The sequence below is a fragment of the Arthrobacter sp. TmtSoilC77 genome, from assembly GCF_059739415.1.
On record NZ_AP046050.1, the window covers coordinates 1,704,884 to 1,719,982 of the forward strand.

The window sequence follows — 15,099 nt, forward strand, 5'->3', positions numbered from 1 at the left end:
ATCACAAGTCCAGCAGGGTCGGCAAAACCTAGCCGGAAGGTTGCGATCACCTGTGTTAACGGATAAGGCGGGCAAGGGAGTGCAAAATGACGCTCCGCGCCCCGGACAAAGTGCACAAAATCCTTTGCGGACGGGGGGCAACCTCCTTCAGTTGGTGTCGCCGGAAGGCGAACGGATCAGCCACCCGGAATTTGATCTTTGGATCAAGGACATCGGCGATGAACAATTGGGCTCCTTGTTTGAGGACATGACAGTCATCCGCCGCATCGACACCGAGGCCACAGCCCTCCAGAGGCAGGGCGAACTGGCCCTGTGGCCGCCGCTGCTTGGGCAGGAAGCAGCCCAGATCGGCTCAAGCCGCTCCTTGCGCGACGACGACTTTGTCTTCCCGAGCTACCGTGAAAGCGGCGTGGCGTACATCCGCGGCGCGCACGTCTCAGAGATCGCCCAGGTATGGCGCGGAAACGCCTTGTACGCCTGGGATCCCCAACGGATCAACATGGCGACACCCCAAATCATCATTGGTTCCCAGAGCCTCCACGCCACTGGTTACGCCATGGGCGTCCAGTTGGACGGCGCCAGCACGGCGGTGCTGGCCTACTTCGGGGACGGCGCCACGAGCGAAGGCGACGTGAGCGAGGCCATGGTGTTTGCGGCAAGTTTCCAGGCTCCCGTGGTCTTTTTCTGCCAGAACAACCATTGGGCTATTTCCGAACCCGTGCGCGTGCAGTCCCACGTTCAACTGGCCGACAGGCCAACAGGGTTCGGCATCCCCAGCCTGCGCGTTGACGGAAACGATGTCCTCGCCGTCATGGCTGCTACCCGCTGGGCTTTGGACCGTGCCCGCAGCGGCGGCGGCCCAACCTTTATCGAAGCGGTCACCTACCGCATGGGCCCGCACACTACGGCCGATGATCCCACGCGATACCGTGACCCGAACGAGCTGGAGGACTGGGCTGCCAAGGATCCTATCCTCCGTCTGCGGCGGCTCCTTGACGCCAAGGGCCTGCTCACTGAAGAACTGGAAGGCAGAGTCAAAGCCAAGGCCGACGCCGTCGCAGCCGAGCTCCGAACCAGTTGCGTCAATATGCCCGATCCCCAGCCGTTGGACGTTTTTAACCACGTCTACAGCACACCCAACTCCTGGATTGAACGCCAGAAGGATCACTATTCGCGCTACCTGAGCAGTTTCAACCAGCCCGTCGAGGAAGGTGCACTCTGATGTCCAAGCTCACATTTGCCCGGGCAATCAACGCCGGCCTCCGCAAGTCCCTGGAAAACGATCCCAAAGTCATCCTCATGGGCGAGGACATTGGTTCCCTCGGTGGTGTCTTTCGTGTCACCGACGGACTCCAGAAGGACTTTGGAAAGCACCGGGTGATCGATTCGCCGCTGGCCGAGTCCGGCATCATCGGAACCGCAGTGGGCCTGGCCTACCGGGGCTACCGCCCAGTGTGCGAGATCCAGTTCGACGGCTTCATCTATCCTGCCTTCGATCAGATCGTCAGCCAGGTGGCCAAGATGCACTACCGGACGCAGGGGCGGGTCAAGATGCCGATCACCATCCGCGTTCCTTTCGGTGGTGGCATTGGCTCGCCGGAGCACCACTCGGAATCGCCGGAAGCCTACTTCACCCACACTTCAGGGCTTCGGGTAGTGGCGGTGTCCAACCCGCAGGACGCCTACACAATGATCCAGCAGGTCATTGCCTCCGATGATCCTGTTCTCTATTTCGAACCCAAGCGCCGCTACCACGACAAGGGTGACGTCGATGAGTCCATCGACCTCTCCCAAGCGATGCCATTGGACAAAGCGGCAGTGGTCAACGCCGGATCGGACGTCACCCTGGTGGCTTACGGCCCCCTGGTAAAGACCGCCAAGGCTGCGGCACAGGCTGCAGCTGATGAAGGAATTTCCGTGGAAGTCATCGACCTGCGCTCGTTGTCCCCGGTTGACTACCCGGTGGTGGAGGCATCCGTGCGCAAGACAGGCCGGCTGGTCATCACGCACGAGGCCGGCCAAAATGGTGGCGTCGGAGCGGAAATTGCGGCCAGCATTACCGAGCGCTGCTTCAACTACCTGGAATCCGCACCCGTCCGCATTACTGGCTTTGACGTTCCCTATCCCTATTCGAAGCTTGAGATGCATCATTTGCCGGACCTGGACAGGATTCTGGATGGCGTGGACCGCACGTTGGGCCGCCACAACTCCCTGAGTGGACTGGAAGGATGACCGCTACCATGATCAAGGAATTCAGGCTGCCGGACCTTGGCGAAGGCCTGACCGAGTCGGAAATCCTTAGCTGGAAGGTCGCAGTGGGGGACACCGTCACCCTCAATCAGGTCATCGCGGAGGTTGAGACGGCCAAGGCAGTCGTCGAGCTGCCGTCGCCTTTCGCCGGCGTCGTAGCGGCACTGCACGAGCAGCCCGGTTCCGTGGTGGAGGTCGGCAAGCCGATAGTCTCCTTCGAAGTGGACGACGCCGGGGCCTCCAACGGGGGCACCGCCAACGGCGGTGGCAACCCGACCGCCGTCGAGACCAAGGCTGCAGCGCCACAACCTGAAATGGCGCAATCTCAAACGCCACAATCTCAAACGTCACAGGCCGAGTCGCCTGAGGCTGACGCGACCCCCGCCAAGAGGGAGCCGAACCTGGTGGGCTATGGCGCCGTCGTCGAGGAGACCGGGCGCCCGGTCCGCCGTGCCCGCGGCCTTGTGCAGGCTGCGGCAACAACAGTGCAGGCAAGGCCCAAATCCGACGATGTCCCTGCAGAGCGTCCACGTTCCACACCGCCGGTCCGTAAGCTGGCGCGCGATCTTGGAATTGACCTCCAGCTGGTTCCCGGCACTGGCCCAGGGGGACTCATCACGCGGGAAGACGTCCAGAACTTCACAGGTGAGCCGGAAGGCACAAGCGCAGTACCAACGGCGCCGGCAGCCACCGGCGAGCGTGAAACGCGCACACCTATCAAGGGTGTCCGGAAGTTCACGGCCGCTGCCATGGTGCAGAGCGCTTTCACCGCACCGCACGTGACGGAATTCCTGACGATCGATGTCACAGCCACCATGGAATTGCTCACGCGGCTCAAGGCAAGCAAAGCGTTTGAGGGCTACAAGCTCACTCCGCTTACCGTTGCGGCCAAGGCGGTCCTGATAGCGCTACGAAACAACCCAACGTTGAATTCCCGTTGGGACGATGCGCGCCAGGAGATCATCCAGTTCAACTACGTCAACCTTGGCATCGCGGCCGCTACGCCGCGAGGCCTGACGGTACCGAACATCAAGGATGCCGATCGCCTGACACTGCGGGAACTTGCCACTGCGCTGTCGGAACTCACGGAAACAGCACGTGCCGGCAAGACGTCTCCGTCAGATCTTTCGGGTGGCACCATCTCCATCACCAACATTGGAGTATTTGGGATCGACGCCGGAACGCCCATCCTGAATCCGGGCGAGGCGGCCATTGTGGCCCTGGGTGCCGTGAGGAAGGCGCCGTGGGTGGTCGATGATGAGATCGCCGTACGCCAGGTGATGTCCCTGAGCTTGTCCTTCGACCATCGCTTGGTGGATGGGGAACAGGGTTCACGATTCCTGGCCGACCTTGGCGCTATCCTGTCCGACCCCGCCATGGTGTTGACTATGGTCTAGCTTCACGAATGTAGGAAGCTGCGCCGGCCCGCCCCTTTACGAGTGCTTGCAGGAAACTGCGGCTAAGGGGTGGGCCGTTGCGCGTTCAAGCCCGCGAGTTCAGTCCTCTGTGGGCGTGGTCCGGTTGGAGTGGTAGTCGCGCCAACTGTGTTCCGGCTCAAAGCCAAGGAGCCGCCGGGCTTTGTCGATGGACAGCATGGTTTCGTGCCGGCCCAGTTCCTTGACAACCTCGACGCCGGGAAAGACTTCGGCGGCAAGTTCTGCGCTGCTTCGGCTCATCACGGTGTCCGAAGCGGCGATGATGAAGGTTTCGAAACCGGCTGCACTTTTCTCCAAGGCGTGAACCACTGCCTGGGCGCCGTCGCGGGCATCAATATAGCCCCACAGATTCCACTTGCGAAGGGTGGCGTCCGAGTCGAAGGACGGGAAGGCGTCGTAATCCTCGGGGTCCATCACGTTGGAGAACCTGAGCGCGGTGATGCTCAACGCCGGGTCCCAGCGCGTGAGCTGGATGGCCATCTGCTCCTCGAGGTGTTTCACCAGGGAGTAGGTGCTCTCAGGCCGCGCCGCGTACTCCTCATCTACAGGAATGTAGGGAGGGTCGATATCGAAAGGGAGCCCCAGGACTGTCTCGCTGGAGGCATAAACCACTTTCTTGATGCCCGCTCGCCGGGCTGCCTGGAAGACGTTGTAAGTGGAGAGCATGTTGTTTTCAAAAATTGCGGCGTCCGGAGCCAACCCCGGTGCGGGGATGGCGGCCAAATGGACGATCGCGTCCAAGCCGCTGTGTTGGTCGTCCAAACCAAGGACGACGTCCAGGACCTCGCCATAGTTGCGGAGGTCTACGTTTACGTAGCCGTGCCCCCTCTTGCCTGCGCGGTCCATGTTGAGCACGTGGTGGCCGTCCTGCGTCAGCCGGCGGACCACGCTCCTGCCCAATTTTCCGCTTCCCCCAGTGACAGCAATCCTCATGATGCGCTCCTCGCGTTATGTAATCCGCTCCAGCCTATGTGCCGCAGGAGGACCGCACAGCCCCTGAAACTGGCCCTGTGAGTCCTAGGAATACTGGAACAGCCCAAGCACATACGGGTAGCAGGTTGCGGGTAGGGGCGGTCAGGCAACTGACGCAGGTAGAGCCAGGGGCCCGGCGCTCGTCTGTGCACGCGCGCGGCAACCACTGTGCACGCGCATTGACACTCGTCTGTGCACGCGCGCGGCAACCACTGTGCACGCGCACTGACACTCGTCTGTGCACGCGCACTGACACTCGTCTGTGCACGCGCGCAGGCACCCGGCAACCATCTGTACATCGCATCCGGCACCTTCCGAACGAGAATGCTGCCCTGAAATGCCTGTATCTGGTCACTAGATCCCTTGATCCAACGGGCGGCGGAAGAGCACGCTGGACCATGAGGTGGAAGCCCGCGCTCAACGCGTTCGCGATAACGTTCGCCGGACGGTTCGAAAGAACCATCAAACAATGAAAACCGCCGGAGCCCACACACCGTTTATCGGACAGTCCCCCCGTGACGCATCCGGCACCTTTGTCGGGCAGGTTTATGTTCTCCGGGGTGTGTGGTGGTGGTTGCGTCGGGGCGTTTGTTTGGGGTCGATGTGGGGTGGCGGGATGAACCACGGAACCCCTGTTGTGATGTCGATGCGCCAGTCTTCTTTGTGAATGAGGTGGTGGTGGTGGCTGCAGAGCAGGGTGCCGTTGTTGGTTGACGTGGTGCCGCCGTGTGACCAGTAGGTGATGTGGTGGGCTTCGCACCAGGGGGCGGGCATGCTGCAGTCGGGGAACGCGCAGCCTTGGTCCCGGGCGGTGATGGCTTTGCGGATGTGGGGCGGGAAGATCCGGGTGGTGCGGCCGATGTCCAGGATGCGGGAGTCGGTTCCGAGCAGTACGGGGAGGATATCGGCGTCGCAGGCGATTTTGCGGATGGTGTTGGCGTGCATCGGTCCCTGGAACGTTGCTGTGCCGGTGCTGAGTCGTTGGTGGCCCGTGAGTCGTTCGAAGAGGTCGCGTTCGTCGATGGTGACGGCGAGTTGGGGGCGGAGTCCGCCGTTGGAGGGCAGTTTCCCGGTGGTCATCGCGACAGCACAGGCTCCGACGAGGCCGTTGAGGAGTTTCTGGGCCCGCGTGCGACGGTCCAGATCCGGTCCGCCTGACGAGTGTTCTGGTCCGGGGTGGAGGGCCGTTCCGGTGCCATCGTCGGTGCTGGTGCTGGTGCTGGTGCTGGTGCTGGTTCTGGTGCTGGTGCTGGTGCTGGTGCTGGCGTCGGGCGCGATGGCGGGCTCGGCGTTGTGGCCCATGAGTCGTGGGTTGGTGGCGGTATTCATGGCGGTGGCCAGGGTTTCGTATTGTTCTGCGGTGGCGAAGATTTCGATGTGGTGGAGCCCGTTGCGGCGTCGTCGGCGGAGGAACGCGCCTTGGATTTGGCGGAGAACTTCTTCGGACGGTTCGGGACCGTCTTGGTCGATCGAATCGACCCAGCGTTTGGCCATTTTGGTGACGAAATCCGGGTCGGATTCACTGGCCGTGGCGGTGAGGGCGTGTTCCATCCGGGCGATGGTGCCGTCATCGGCGAGCTGCCGGACTTTGTCCAGTGCGGTGCTGATGATCGTTGCGGACCGGGAAGGCACCAGAGCTGAGGAGAGGGCTTCGGCCAGCACTTCGCGCCGGGCCGGGATCTCCTGCCCGGCCATTCCGGCCTGAGGAAGGACGTCGGGTGCGAGGGCGAGCCTGCGCCGGGCTTCCCCGATGCTGATCCGCAACCGGGCCCGAAGGAACTCAGCGGCATTCCGGTACCCGTCATCCAGGACGCTGCCCGTTCCCGTAACGCTCGCATCCGAGGCTGGTTCGGTCCAACCGGTCCGCCACCCGGGCGCGCCAGCCGACGACCCCGGTGACGCTTGCTGTGCTTCCTTCCGCGTCCTTTCCACCGCCTGCGCCGCGACAACCTGCAAGTACTCCAACGACCGGGAGATCTCCTCGATCCTGCCGGCAAAGTCAGCGGCCTCAACAAACCCACACAGCCGCGCGGCGTCGGCCGCTGCGGACACCCGCAGGGGGTCCGAAAGAGCCGCACTGTCCTCAAGAAGAGCCGCCAGATCCCCTCCGGTAGCTGCAGGATTGGGATGCCTAATTTCGAAATGGGGGCTCGGCTGAGCAAGCTCCGGGCCATGGCCGGTGCGAGCTTTCCCATCTGAGTCACGGATCTTTCCGGCGGCGGGGGCCGAGGCGTCTACCATCGGAGCGTCTGTGGACCCGGTGTACGTAGATCCGGTGTCCGTGGATCTGGCGCCTGTTGACCCGCTACTCGTGGCTATCTCGCCCGCGGGCCCTGAAGCCCGGGCGACCTTGGCCTTGCCGTTGCCCAGCCCAGCGTCGTTGCCCAGCCCAACTCTGTTGCCCAGTTCAGCGTGGAAATGGCTGATGGCGGTGATGGACGCCGTCGAATCCTTGAACCCGGCCTTGACCAAGTCCGGCATGCTCAAGAAGCGTTGTGACCGGATCGCGGCCAGGGCAGCGACAACAGGGGACGGTTCCGTCCGAAGTGCTGTCAGCTGCACGGTGTCTTCCATGATCAAAATCATTACATCGGGGTCTGACATTTTAAGATGCACTTGGAAGACGGTCACGATCTCCCGGAAAGAGTAAACAGTCAGGCTGCTGTCAGCGCAGCCAGGGCCATCTGTTCCAGGATGGGCCTGGCCGACTTGACCGCTATCTTCCGCCCGTGATGGCGGACGGAGTGGGGTGTGGAGTTGATAAGGCCGAAGGCCGCATGCGCCCGGACACGGAGGCCGGCGACATCCGCATCGGAGTGGATGCGTGCCAGGACGTCCACCCACGTTTCAACGTAGGCGCGTTGCAAGGACCGGACTTCGGCTTGGTCGGTGCTGCTGAGGCTCCCGAAGTCGCGGTCTTGGACACGTATGACGTCCGGGTTGCTCAACGCAAAATCCACCTGGAACTGGATCAAGCCCTTCAACGCATCCATGGGGTTCCCGGCTTCCGCGACCACGCGGAGGCCGCCGTCGAGCAGATTGCGGCTGACGCTGAGGAGAAGCTCGGCGAGGACAGCCTGCTTGCCGGGGAAGTGCCGGTACACGGCAGGCCCGCTGACGCCTGCCGCCGCCCCAAGATCCTCCAGCGAAACCCGTGTGAAGCCATTCTCCGCAAAGAGTCCCGCGGCCGCTGAAAGCAATGCCAACCTGCGGAGTTCCTTGGCCTGGCCTCGCTGCGTTGCTGGGGCTGGATTGCTTGCTGGGGCTGGGCTGGCGACAGTTCCTGTTTCCGGGCCTCCGGTCACGTTCTCCTCCTTGGTGAAGTTCCACCGTGCTGGACATCACAGTTAATACAGACTAACCTAAATTTCAGTTACGTGGCACTAACCGAAATGGCCTGGGGCCGGGAATGGAACAGTGGTCAATGGAGACAATCGCCAGCGTGGCAGGACCCCACAGCGGCACCTTTGAAGCCAACCAGGAAGCGCAGCTGGCCCTCGTAGGGGAGCTGAAGGAACGTCTTGCCGCGGCAGCCCTCGGGGGGCCCGCGAAATCCAGGGAGCGGCACGTCGCCCGAGGCAAACTGCTGCCCCGCGAGCGAATCGACTACCTCCTGGACGAGGGCAGCCCCTTCCTGGAGATAGCGCCCTTGGCAGCCAACGGCATGTACAACGACGATTCGCCGGGCGCAGGCGTGATTGCCGGTATTGGGTTGGTTCATGGCCGGCACGTCCTGGTGATTTCCAACGATGCCACGGTCAAGGGCGGCACTTACTACCCCATGACGGTAAAAAAGCACCTCAGGGCTCAGGAAATTGCCTTGGAAAACAAGCTTCCGTGTATCTACCTCGTGGATTCCGGGGGAGCATTCCTGCCCAAGCAGGACGAGGTTTTCCCCGACAAAGAGCACTTTGGCCGGATCTTCTACAACCAGGCCAAAATGTCAGCGGCCAAGATTCCGCAAATTGCCTCGGTGATGGGCTCGTGCACGGCCGGCGGTGCCTATGTCCCGGCCATGAGCGATGAGACTGTCATCGTAAGAAATCAGGGCACCATCTTCCTCGGCGGCCCGCCCCTGGTGAAGGCAGCGATCGGCGAGATCGTCACCGCCGAGGAACTGGGAGGCGGCGACGTTCACTCCCGGATTTCGGGCGTTACGGACCACCTCGCCGAGAACGACCAGCACGCGCTGGAGATCGTTCGGGACATCGTGGCGACGTTGCCCAAGCCGGCGAAACCGGCATGGGACGTGCTCGACGTCGTCCTGCCGCCCGTCGTCGACCCCTCCGGCATTTATGGCGTGGTGCCAACGGACGTCAACGCCCAATACGATGTCCGCGAAGTAATTGCCCGGCTCGTGGACGGTTCCCAATTCCATGAGTTCAAAAAGAACTATGGCACCACGCTGGTGACCGGATTCGCCCATCTTCATGGGCACCCGGTTGGCATCGTTGCCAACAACGGGGTCCTGTTCAGTGAGTCCTCGCTCAAGGGCGCCCACTTCATCGAACTCTGCGATCAACGCGGGGTCCCGCTGATTTTCCTGCAGAACCTCTCGGGTTTCATGGTGGGCAAGGACTACGAGCAAGGCGGCATCGCCAAGAACGGCGCAAAGATGGTCACGGCGGTCGCAACAGCGAGGGTCCCCAAGCTGACAGTTGTCATCGGCGGCTCCTTCGGCGCCGGAAACTACTCCATGTGCGGGCGGGCCTACTCGCCGCGTTTCCTGTGGATGTGGCCAGCTGCCCGCATTTCAGTGATGGGCGGAAACCAGGCATCCAGTGTCCTTGCAACGGTAAAACGCGACCAGTACGAGGCCGCCGGCCAGGAATGGTCTGCCGAGGAAGAAGAAGCCTTCAAAGCTCCCATTAGGCAGCAGTACGAGGAACAAGGCAGCCCTTATTACTCCACCGCCCGGCTTTGGGATGACGGCATCATCGATCCCGCAGACACCCGACGGGTCCTGGGCTTGGCTTTGGACGTCGTCTCCCGCCAGCAACTGCCCGAGACCTCCTTCGGTCTCTTCAGGATGTGACCATGACTCTGCCAACCACCACCACACCGGCCGCCACTGCGGCATCCCGTCCGTTCAGCGCCGTCCTCGTTGCCAACCGCGGTGAGATCGCCTGCCGCGTGATCCGGACCCTGAGGGACATGGGCATCCGCTCCATTGCCGTCTATTCGGACGCGGACAAGCACGCCAGGCACGTGGCCCTTGCCGATACCGCAGTGGCGATCGGGGGCACGGCGCCCTCGGAGAGCTACTTGAAAATCGAGGCCATCATCGATGCCTGCCGCCGCAGCGGTGCGGAGGCCGTCCACCCCGGATACGGCTTCCTGTCCGAGAATGTGGAGTTCGCCAAAGCCCTTGACGCGGCGGGGATAACGTTCATCGGACCGGGCATTGACGCGATCGAGGTCATGGGTGACAAGATCCGTTCCAAAAACCACGTCATGGCCTACGACGTCCCATGCGTACCCGGAATCGCAGTACCCGGACTCACGGACCAGGAACTAATCGACGCTGCGCCGTCCGTAGGTTTTCCTTTGCTCATCAAGCCTTCGGCAGGCGGCGGCGGCAAAGGGATGCACATCGTGGAGCGGCCTGAAGACATGGCCGCCACACTGCGGACCGCACGGCGCGTGGCAGCTTCGGCGTTCGGCGATGACACCCTGTTCCTGGAGCGGCTCATCAAGGCACCCCGCCACATCGAGGTCCAGGTCCTCGCGGATAACCACGGCAACGTCATCCACCTGGGCGAGCGCGAATGTTCCCTCCAACGCCGCCATCAGAAAGTGATCGAGGAAGCTCCTTCGGCACTCTTCGAATCGCTGGCGGACGGCCCGGCCGAACGGGCCCGCATTGGAGAAGCAGCCTGCAACGCAGCACGCTCGGTCAAATACAGCGGTGCCGGCACCGTGGAATTCCTGGTGTCCGACGAACATCCCGATGAGTTCTTCTTCATGGAGATGAACACGCGCTTGCAGGTGGAGCACCCCGTCACCGAAATGGTCACCGGGATAGACCTCGTTGAATGGCAGGTGCGGATCGCCGCCGGTGAGGTGCTCACCGTTGCGCAGTCCGACGTCGTTCTTGAAGGCCACGCCGTAGAGGCGCGCGTCTATGCAGAAGTACCGGAACGGAACTTCATGCCCTCGATGGGGCGCGTCGTTGCGCTCGCCGAGAATGGCGGGGCGGATCCCAAGGTGCTCGGAGAGCAACGCTCCAACGCTAACGTTCGGATCGACTCCGCTATGCGCGAGGACCTTGAGATCACCGGCGACTACGATCCCATGCTGGCCAAGGTCATCGCCTGGGGCGACAACCGCGCCGCTGCGCTGGACACCTTGGACGCCGCCCTGGGCAGGTACACGCTCCTGGGCTTGGACACGAATGTGGAATATCTCCGGCTGCTGATCAATGATCCTGACGTCCGGGAGGGCCACCTGGACACGGGGCTGATCGAACGCAAGCTGCCGTCCATGGAATTCAGGCACGTCGGCGCCAACGAGTTGATTGCCGCAGCCCTGACGCTGTGGCTCGAAAGGAAGGCGTCGTCCGGTGCTTCCATGCTCGCTGGCAGCGCCTGGAGTTCGCCGGACTCGTGGCGTATCGGCCGGCGGGCCGCTTGGAGAGCCAGCTTCGGGCTGCCGGGGGGCGGCACCGCCACAGTGGCGTTGACGGAGGACTCCGGCACTTTCGCGGCAGTCATCGACGCCGGCCCTGAAGCCGGCCGGGCCGCCAAGGTCACAGTGGTGGAGCGCACCGGTGACGGCATCGTCCTGGAGCTCGACGGCGGTCGGGTCACCTACGCGGTTGGTCTATCACCAGCAGACGTGAGCGGGACCCAGGACATCTACCTATGCAACGACGGCTTGTCCTGCCGTCTGGAAGTCCTGGACCGCGCCGAACGTCTTCAGAGGATGCTGGCAGGCATCCAGCGCGAAGAAGGTGCTGCGGACCCGGAGGTGCGCTCGCCGATGCCGGGAACGGTGGTTTCCGTGGCAGTTGCCAGCGGCGACATGGTCCAGGAGGGACAGCCGCTCCTGTCGGTCGAAGCCATGAAAATGGAGCACCAACTGGTGGCATCGGTTGCCGGGACCGTCCACCTCACCAGCAAACCGGGCGACCTGGTCAAAGCCGACCAGGTGCTCGCCACTATCCACGCGGCAGCCCCTCTGGATGGGCCCGCAGAGACAGACAAGCCCGCAGAAACAGACAAGGAAGTCCAGCTATGAGCAGTTTTGACCTCAACGAGGAATACCAGGACCTCAGTGATTCCGTCCGCGAATTCGCCGACGAAGTGGTGGCACCCGTATCTGCCAAACACGATGAAGAACACAGCTTCCCCTATGAAGTCATCAAGCAGATGGGGGAGATGGGGCTGTTTGGCCTGCCGTTCCCGGAGGAGTTCGGTGGAATGGGCGGGGACTATTTCGCCCTGGCGCTGGCTTTGGAGCAGTTGGGCCGTGTTGACCAGTCTGTGGCAATCACCCTTGAGGCCGGCGTGTCCCTGGGCGCCATGCCGGTGTACCGGTTCGGCACGCAGGAACAGAAGGAGCGTTGGCTTCCGGAGCTGGCATCCGGACGATCCCTGGCCGGGTTCGGGTTGACTGAGCGGGAGGCCGGTTCCGATGCCGGCGGTACCAAGACCCACGCCCACGTGGACAACGGGGAATGGGTCATCAACGGCAACAAGGAGTTCATCACGAACTCCGGCACGGACATCACCACCTTGGTAACAGTCACCGCCGTCACGGGCAAGACGGAAAACGCGGACGGCAGCACCAGGAAAGAGATATCCACCATTCTGGTTCCCACCGAAACCCCGGGCTTCAAGGCAGAGCGGGCCTACAACAAGGTGGGCTGGAATGCGTCGGACACGCATCCGCTGACGTTGGACAACGTCCGGGTTCCTGAGGCGAACCTCCTGGGCCAGCGGGGCAGGGGGTATGCCAACTTCCTGTCGATCCTTGACGAGGGCCGCATTGCCATTGCCGCTTTGGGCACGGGCGCGGCCCAGGGTTGTGTGGACCTTTCGGTGAAGTATGCCAAGGAACGCACCGCATTTGGCCAGAACATCGGCAAGTACCAGGCCATCCAATTCAAGATCGCAAGGATGCAGGCCAGGGCCCATACGGCTCGTTTGGCCTATTACGATGCCGCGGCAAGGATGCTGGCCGGCAAGCCGTTCAAGACTGAAGCGGCCATCGCTAAGATGGTCGCAGGCGAGGCAGCCATGGACAACGCACGGGACGCCACCCAGGTGTTCGGTGGCTATGGCTTCATCAACGAATTCACGGTGGCGCGCCATTACCGCGACTCCAAGATCCTTGAAGTCGGGGAGGGCACCACCGAGGTCCAGTTGATGCTCATCGCCCGCGAGCTGGGTCTGTAACCGTACGGGAAGGATCAAGGATGATTGACAAGGTTGTTGCCAGCGCCGCGGAAGCGGTGAAGGACATACCCGACGGCGCCTCGCTCGCCGTTGGCGGTTTTGGCTTATGCGGTATCCCAGTGTCACTCATCGATGCACTCCACAGCCAAGGCACCACGGACCTCGAAACCGTCAGCAACAACTGCGGAGTGGACGACTGGGGCCTGGGCATCCTCCTCAGGGACGGACGAATCCGGCGTACCATCAGCTCGTACGTGGGTGAGAACAAGGAGTTTGCCAGGCAGTACCTCGCCGGTGAACTGGAGGTAGTCCTCACGCCGCAGGGAACACTCGCCGAGAAACTGCGGGCCGGCGGTGCAGGCATTCCCGCTTTCTATACGAAGGCCGGTGTGGGCACCCAGGTGTCCGAGGGCGGCTTGCCGCAAAAGTACGACGCCGAGGGGAACGTTGCGATCGCCTCCTCGCCGAAGGAGGTGCGCACCTTCAATGACGCCGACTATGTGCTGGAAGAGTCGCTGACTCCGGACTTCGGCTTGGTCCATGCGTGGAAGGGCGACCGCCACGGCAACCTCGTTTTCCATGCAACAGCCATGAACTTCAACCCCCTCTGTGCCATGGCTGCCAGGACAACAATCGCCGAGGTCGAAGAGCTTGTGGAAACCGGCGAGCTGGATCCGGAGCACATCCATACCCCTGGCATTTTCGTCCAGCGGGTGGTGGTGGCTCCCACAACGGAGAAGCGGATTGAGAAACGGACGGTGGCCCTGACCACCAGCCAGGCAACCGGGCAGGCAGGAGCAGCACAGTGAACGACAACTCGTATCATGACATCCCGCCCCGCCCCGAAGCCGTGCGGCACGAGTACCGGCGTGCCGACGTCGACCATCACGAGGCCAAAGGCTGGAGCCGCAACGAACTTGCCGCACGGGTAGCCCGGGAACTCACCAACGGTCAGTACGTGAACCTGGGGATCGGGATGCCCACCCTGATCCCCAACTACATTCCCGCGGGTGTGGAAGTGATCCTCCATTCCGAGAACGGCATTCTGGGCGTCGGCCCGTACCCTGCCGAGGACCAGGTTGACCCGGACCTCATCAACGCCGGCAAGGAAACTGTCACCACCAAACCGGGGGCTGCCTTCTTCGATTCGGCCTCGTCCTTTGGCATGATCCGGGGCGGCCACGTGGATGTGGCGGTCCTGGGGGCCATGGAAGTGGCGGCCAACGGCGATCTTGCCAACTGGATGATCCCCGGAAAAATGGTCAAGGGCATGGGTGGGGCCATGGACCTCGTGTTCGGCGCCAAGAAGGTGATCGTCATGATGGAGCACGTGGACCGCAACGGCAGGCCCAAAATCGTCAAGGACTGCACCCTGCCCCTGACGGGCAAAGGCTGCGTGGACCGGATCATCACCGACCTTGCCGTGATCGACGTCGTCAAGGATGAAGGGGAGCCGCGGTTGGTCCTTCGTGAGCTCGCCCCCAACGTCACTTTGGACGATGTAGTGGCTGCCACCGGGGCTGAACTCTTCGAAGAGGACCAGGAACTCACCGTATGACGCGTGTTGTTGAGCAGCGTGGACTGTACTTCGATGAGCTTGAAGAGGGCGTGATCTACGCCCACAAGCCCGGACGAACAGTGACGGAGACGGACAACGTCCTGTTCACTACTTTGACCATGAACACCCAGGCGCTGCACCTGGATGCAGCCTGGAGTTCCGCCCAGCCTTTCGGGCAGCGGCTGATGAACTCGATGTTCACCTTGTCCACAATGGTGGGGCAGTCAGTGACCCAACTGACGCAGGGCACCATCATCGCCCAGCTGGGGCTGACGGATGTCACCTTTCCGCACCCGCTCTATCACGGGGATACCCTGTACACGGAAACGGTGATCACCGCCAAGAGGTTGTCGTCCTCGCGTCCTGGCCAAGGTGTGGTAACCATGCAACATACTGGCAGGAACCAGGACGGAGTGGTGGTGGCACTTGCCACGCGTACCTGCTTGATGTGGACCCAGGAAGCACACGCCGCACAGTCCTAGGC

12 protein-coding genes and 1 pseudogene are annotated in these 15,099 nt (G+C 62.5%); 10 read left to right on the forward strand and 3 right to left on the reverse strand.

What is annotated here, in order from left to right; all coding sequences use genetic code 11:
- Positions 1–52: 52 nt before the first annotated feature.
- From pdhA to AC6I99_RS07855, 3 genes are read left to right on the forward strand one after another with little or no spacing between them, the layout of a single operon-like run.
- The gene (gene pdhA, locus AC6I99_RS07845; RefSeq protein WP_396133494.1) at positions 53–1,222 is read left to right on the forward strand and encodes a pyruvate dehydrogenase (acetyl-transferring) E1 component subunit alpha; all 1,170 of its coding nucleotides are present in this window, start codon (positions 53–55) and stop codon (positions 1,220–1,222) included.
- Entirely contained in the window at positions 1,222–2,232 is a 1,011-nt protein-coding gene (locus AC6I99_RS07850) for an alpha-ketoacid dehydrogenase subunit beta (protein WP_497945482.1), read from the forward strand. The genes pdhA and AC6I99_RS07850 overlap by 1 nt, the downstream gene beginning before the upstream one ends.
- Positions 2,229–3,647 (forward strand): dihydrolipoamide acetyltransferase family protein, encoded by a 1,419-nt coding sequence (locus AC6I99_RS07855; protein WP_497945481.1) that lies wholly within the window; start codon positions 2,229–2,231, stop codon positions 3,645–3,647. Before AC6I99_RS07850 ends, AC6I99_RS07855 begins: the two co-directional genes overlap by 4 nt.
- A 99-nt stretch (positions 3,648–3,746) precedes the next feature.
- Here AC6I99_RS07855 and AC6I99_RS07860 read toward each other — a convergent pair whose 3' ends face one another.
- Entirely contained in the window at positions 3,747–4,619 is an 873-nt protein-coding gene (locus AC6I99_RS07860) for an NAD-dependent epimerase/dehydratase family protein (RefSeq protein ID WP_497945480.1), read from the reverse strand.
- A 347-nt stretch (positions 4,620–4,966) separates the two neighbouring features.
- Here AC6I99_RS07860 and AC6I99_RS07865 point away from each other — a divergent pair.
- Positions 4,967–5,131, forward strand: a pseudogene (locus AC6I99_RS07865) (IS256 family transposase); the annotation flags it as partial.
- Positions 5,132–5,204: 73 nt separating this feature from the next.
- On the opposite strand, the gene AC6I99_RS07870 reads toward AC6I99_RS07865, so the two are convergent.
- The gene (locus AC6I99_RS07870) at positions 5,205–7,232 is read right to left on the reverse strand and encodes an HNH endonuclease signature motif containing protein (RefSeq protein WP_497945479.1); all 2,028 of its coding nucleotides are present in this window, start codon (positions 7,230–7,232) and stop codon (positions 5,205–5,207) included.
- Between the two features lie 80 nt (positions 7,233–7,312).
- Complete coding sequence (locus AC6I99_RS07875; protein WP_497945478.1) at positions 7,313–7,963, reverse strand: SACE_7040 family transcriptional regulator; 651 nt, start codon at positions 7,961–7,963, stop codon at positions 7,313–7,315.
- Between the two features lie 119 nt (positions 7,964–8,082).
- On the opposite strand from AC6I99_RS07875, the gene AC6I99_RS07880 reads away from it, so the two are divergent.
- Genes AC6I99_RS07880 through AC6I99_RS07905 form a run of 6 tightly spaced genes read left to right on the forward strand, consistent with a single transcriptional unit; the run spans position 8,083 to position 15,097 of the window.
- A complete protein-coding gene (locus AC6I99_RS07880; RefSeq protein WP_497945477.1) occupies positions 8,083–9,693 on the forward strand; it encodes a carboxyl transferase domain-containing protein in 1,611 nt (536 codons plus the stop codon).
- A gap of 2 nt (positions 9,694–9,695) precedes the next feature.
- A complete protein-coding gene (locus AC6I99_RS07885) occupies positions 9,696–11,897 on the forward strand; it encodes an acetyl/propionyl/methylcrotonyl-CoA carboxylase subunit alpha (RefSeq protein WP_497960715.1) in 2,202 nt (733 codons plus the stop codon).
- Positions 11,894–13,057 (forward strand): acyl-CoA dehydrogenase family protein, encoded by a 1,164-nt coding sequence (locus AC6I99_RS07890; RefSeq protein WP_224092238.1) that lies wholly within the window; start codon positions 11,894–11,896, stop codon positions 13,055–13,057. Before AC6I99_RS07885 ends, AC6I99_RS07890 begins: the two co-directional genes overlap by 4 nt.
- A gap of 20 nt (positions 13,058–13,077) precedes the next feature.
- Positions 13,078–13,866 (forward strand): CoA transferase subunit A, encoded by a 789-nt coding sequence (locus AC6I99_RS07895; RefSeq protein WP_497945474.1) that lies wholly within the window; start codon positions 13,078–13,080, stop codon positions 13,864–13,866.
- Positions 13,863–14,615 carry a CoA transferase subunit B gene (locus AC6I99_RS07900; RefSeq protein WP_275965343.1) on the forward strand — a complete coding sequence of 251 codons (753 nt, stop codon included), beginning with the start codon at positions 13,863–13,865 and terminating at the stop codon, positions 14,613–14,615. The genes AC6I99_RS07895 and AC6I99_RS07900 overlap by 4 nt, the downstream gene beginning before the upstream one ends.
- The gene (locus AC6I99_RS07905) at positions 14,612–15,097 is read left to right on the forward strand and encodes a MaoC family dehydratase (RefSeq protein ID WP_223948528.1); all 486 of its coding nucleotides are present in this window, start codon (positions 14,612–14,614) and stop codon (positions 15,095–15,097) included. Before AC6I99_RS07900 ends, AC6I99_RS07905 begins: the two co-directional genes overlap by 4 nt.
- The last annotated feature ends 2 nt before the right edge of the window (positions 15,098–15,099 follow it).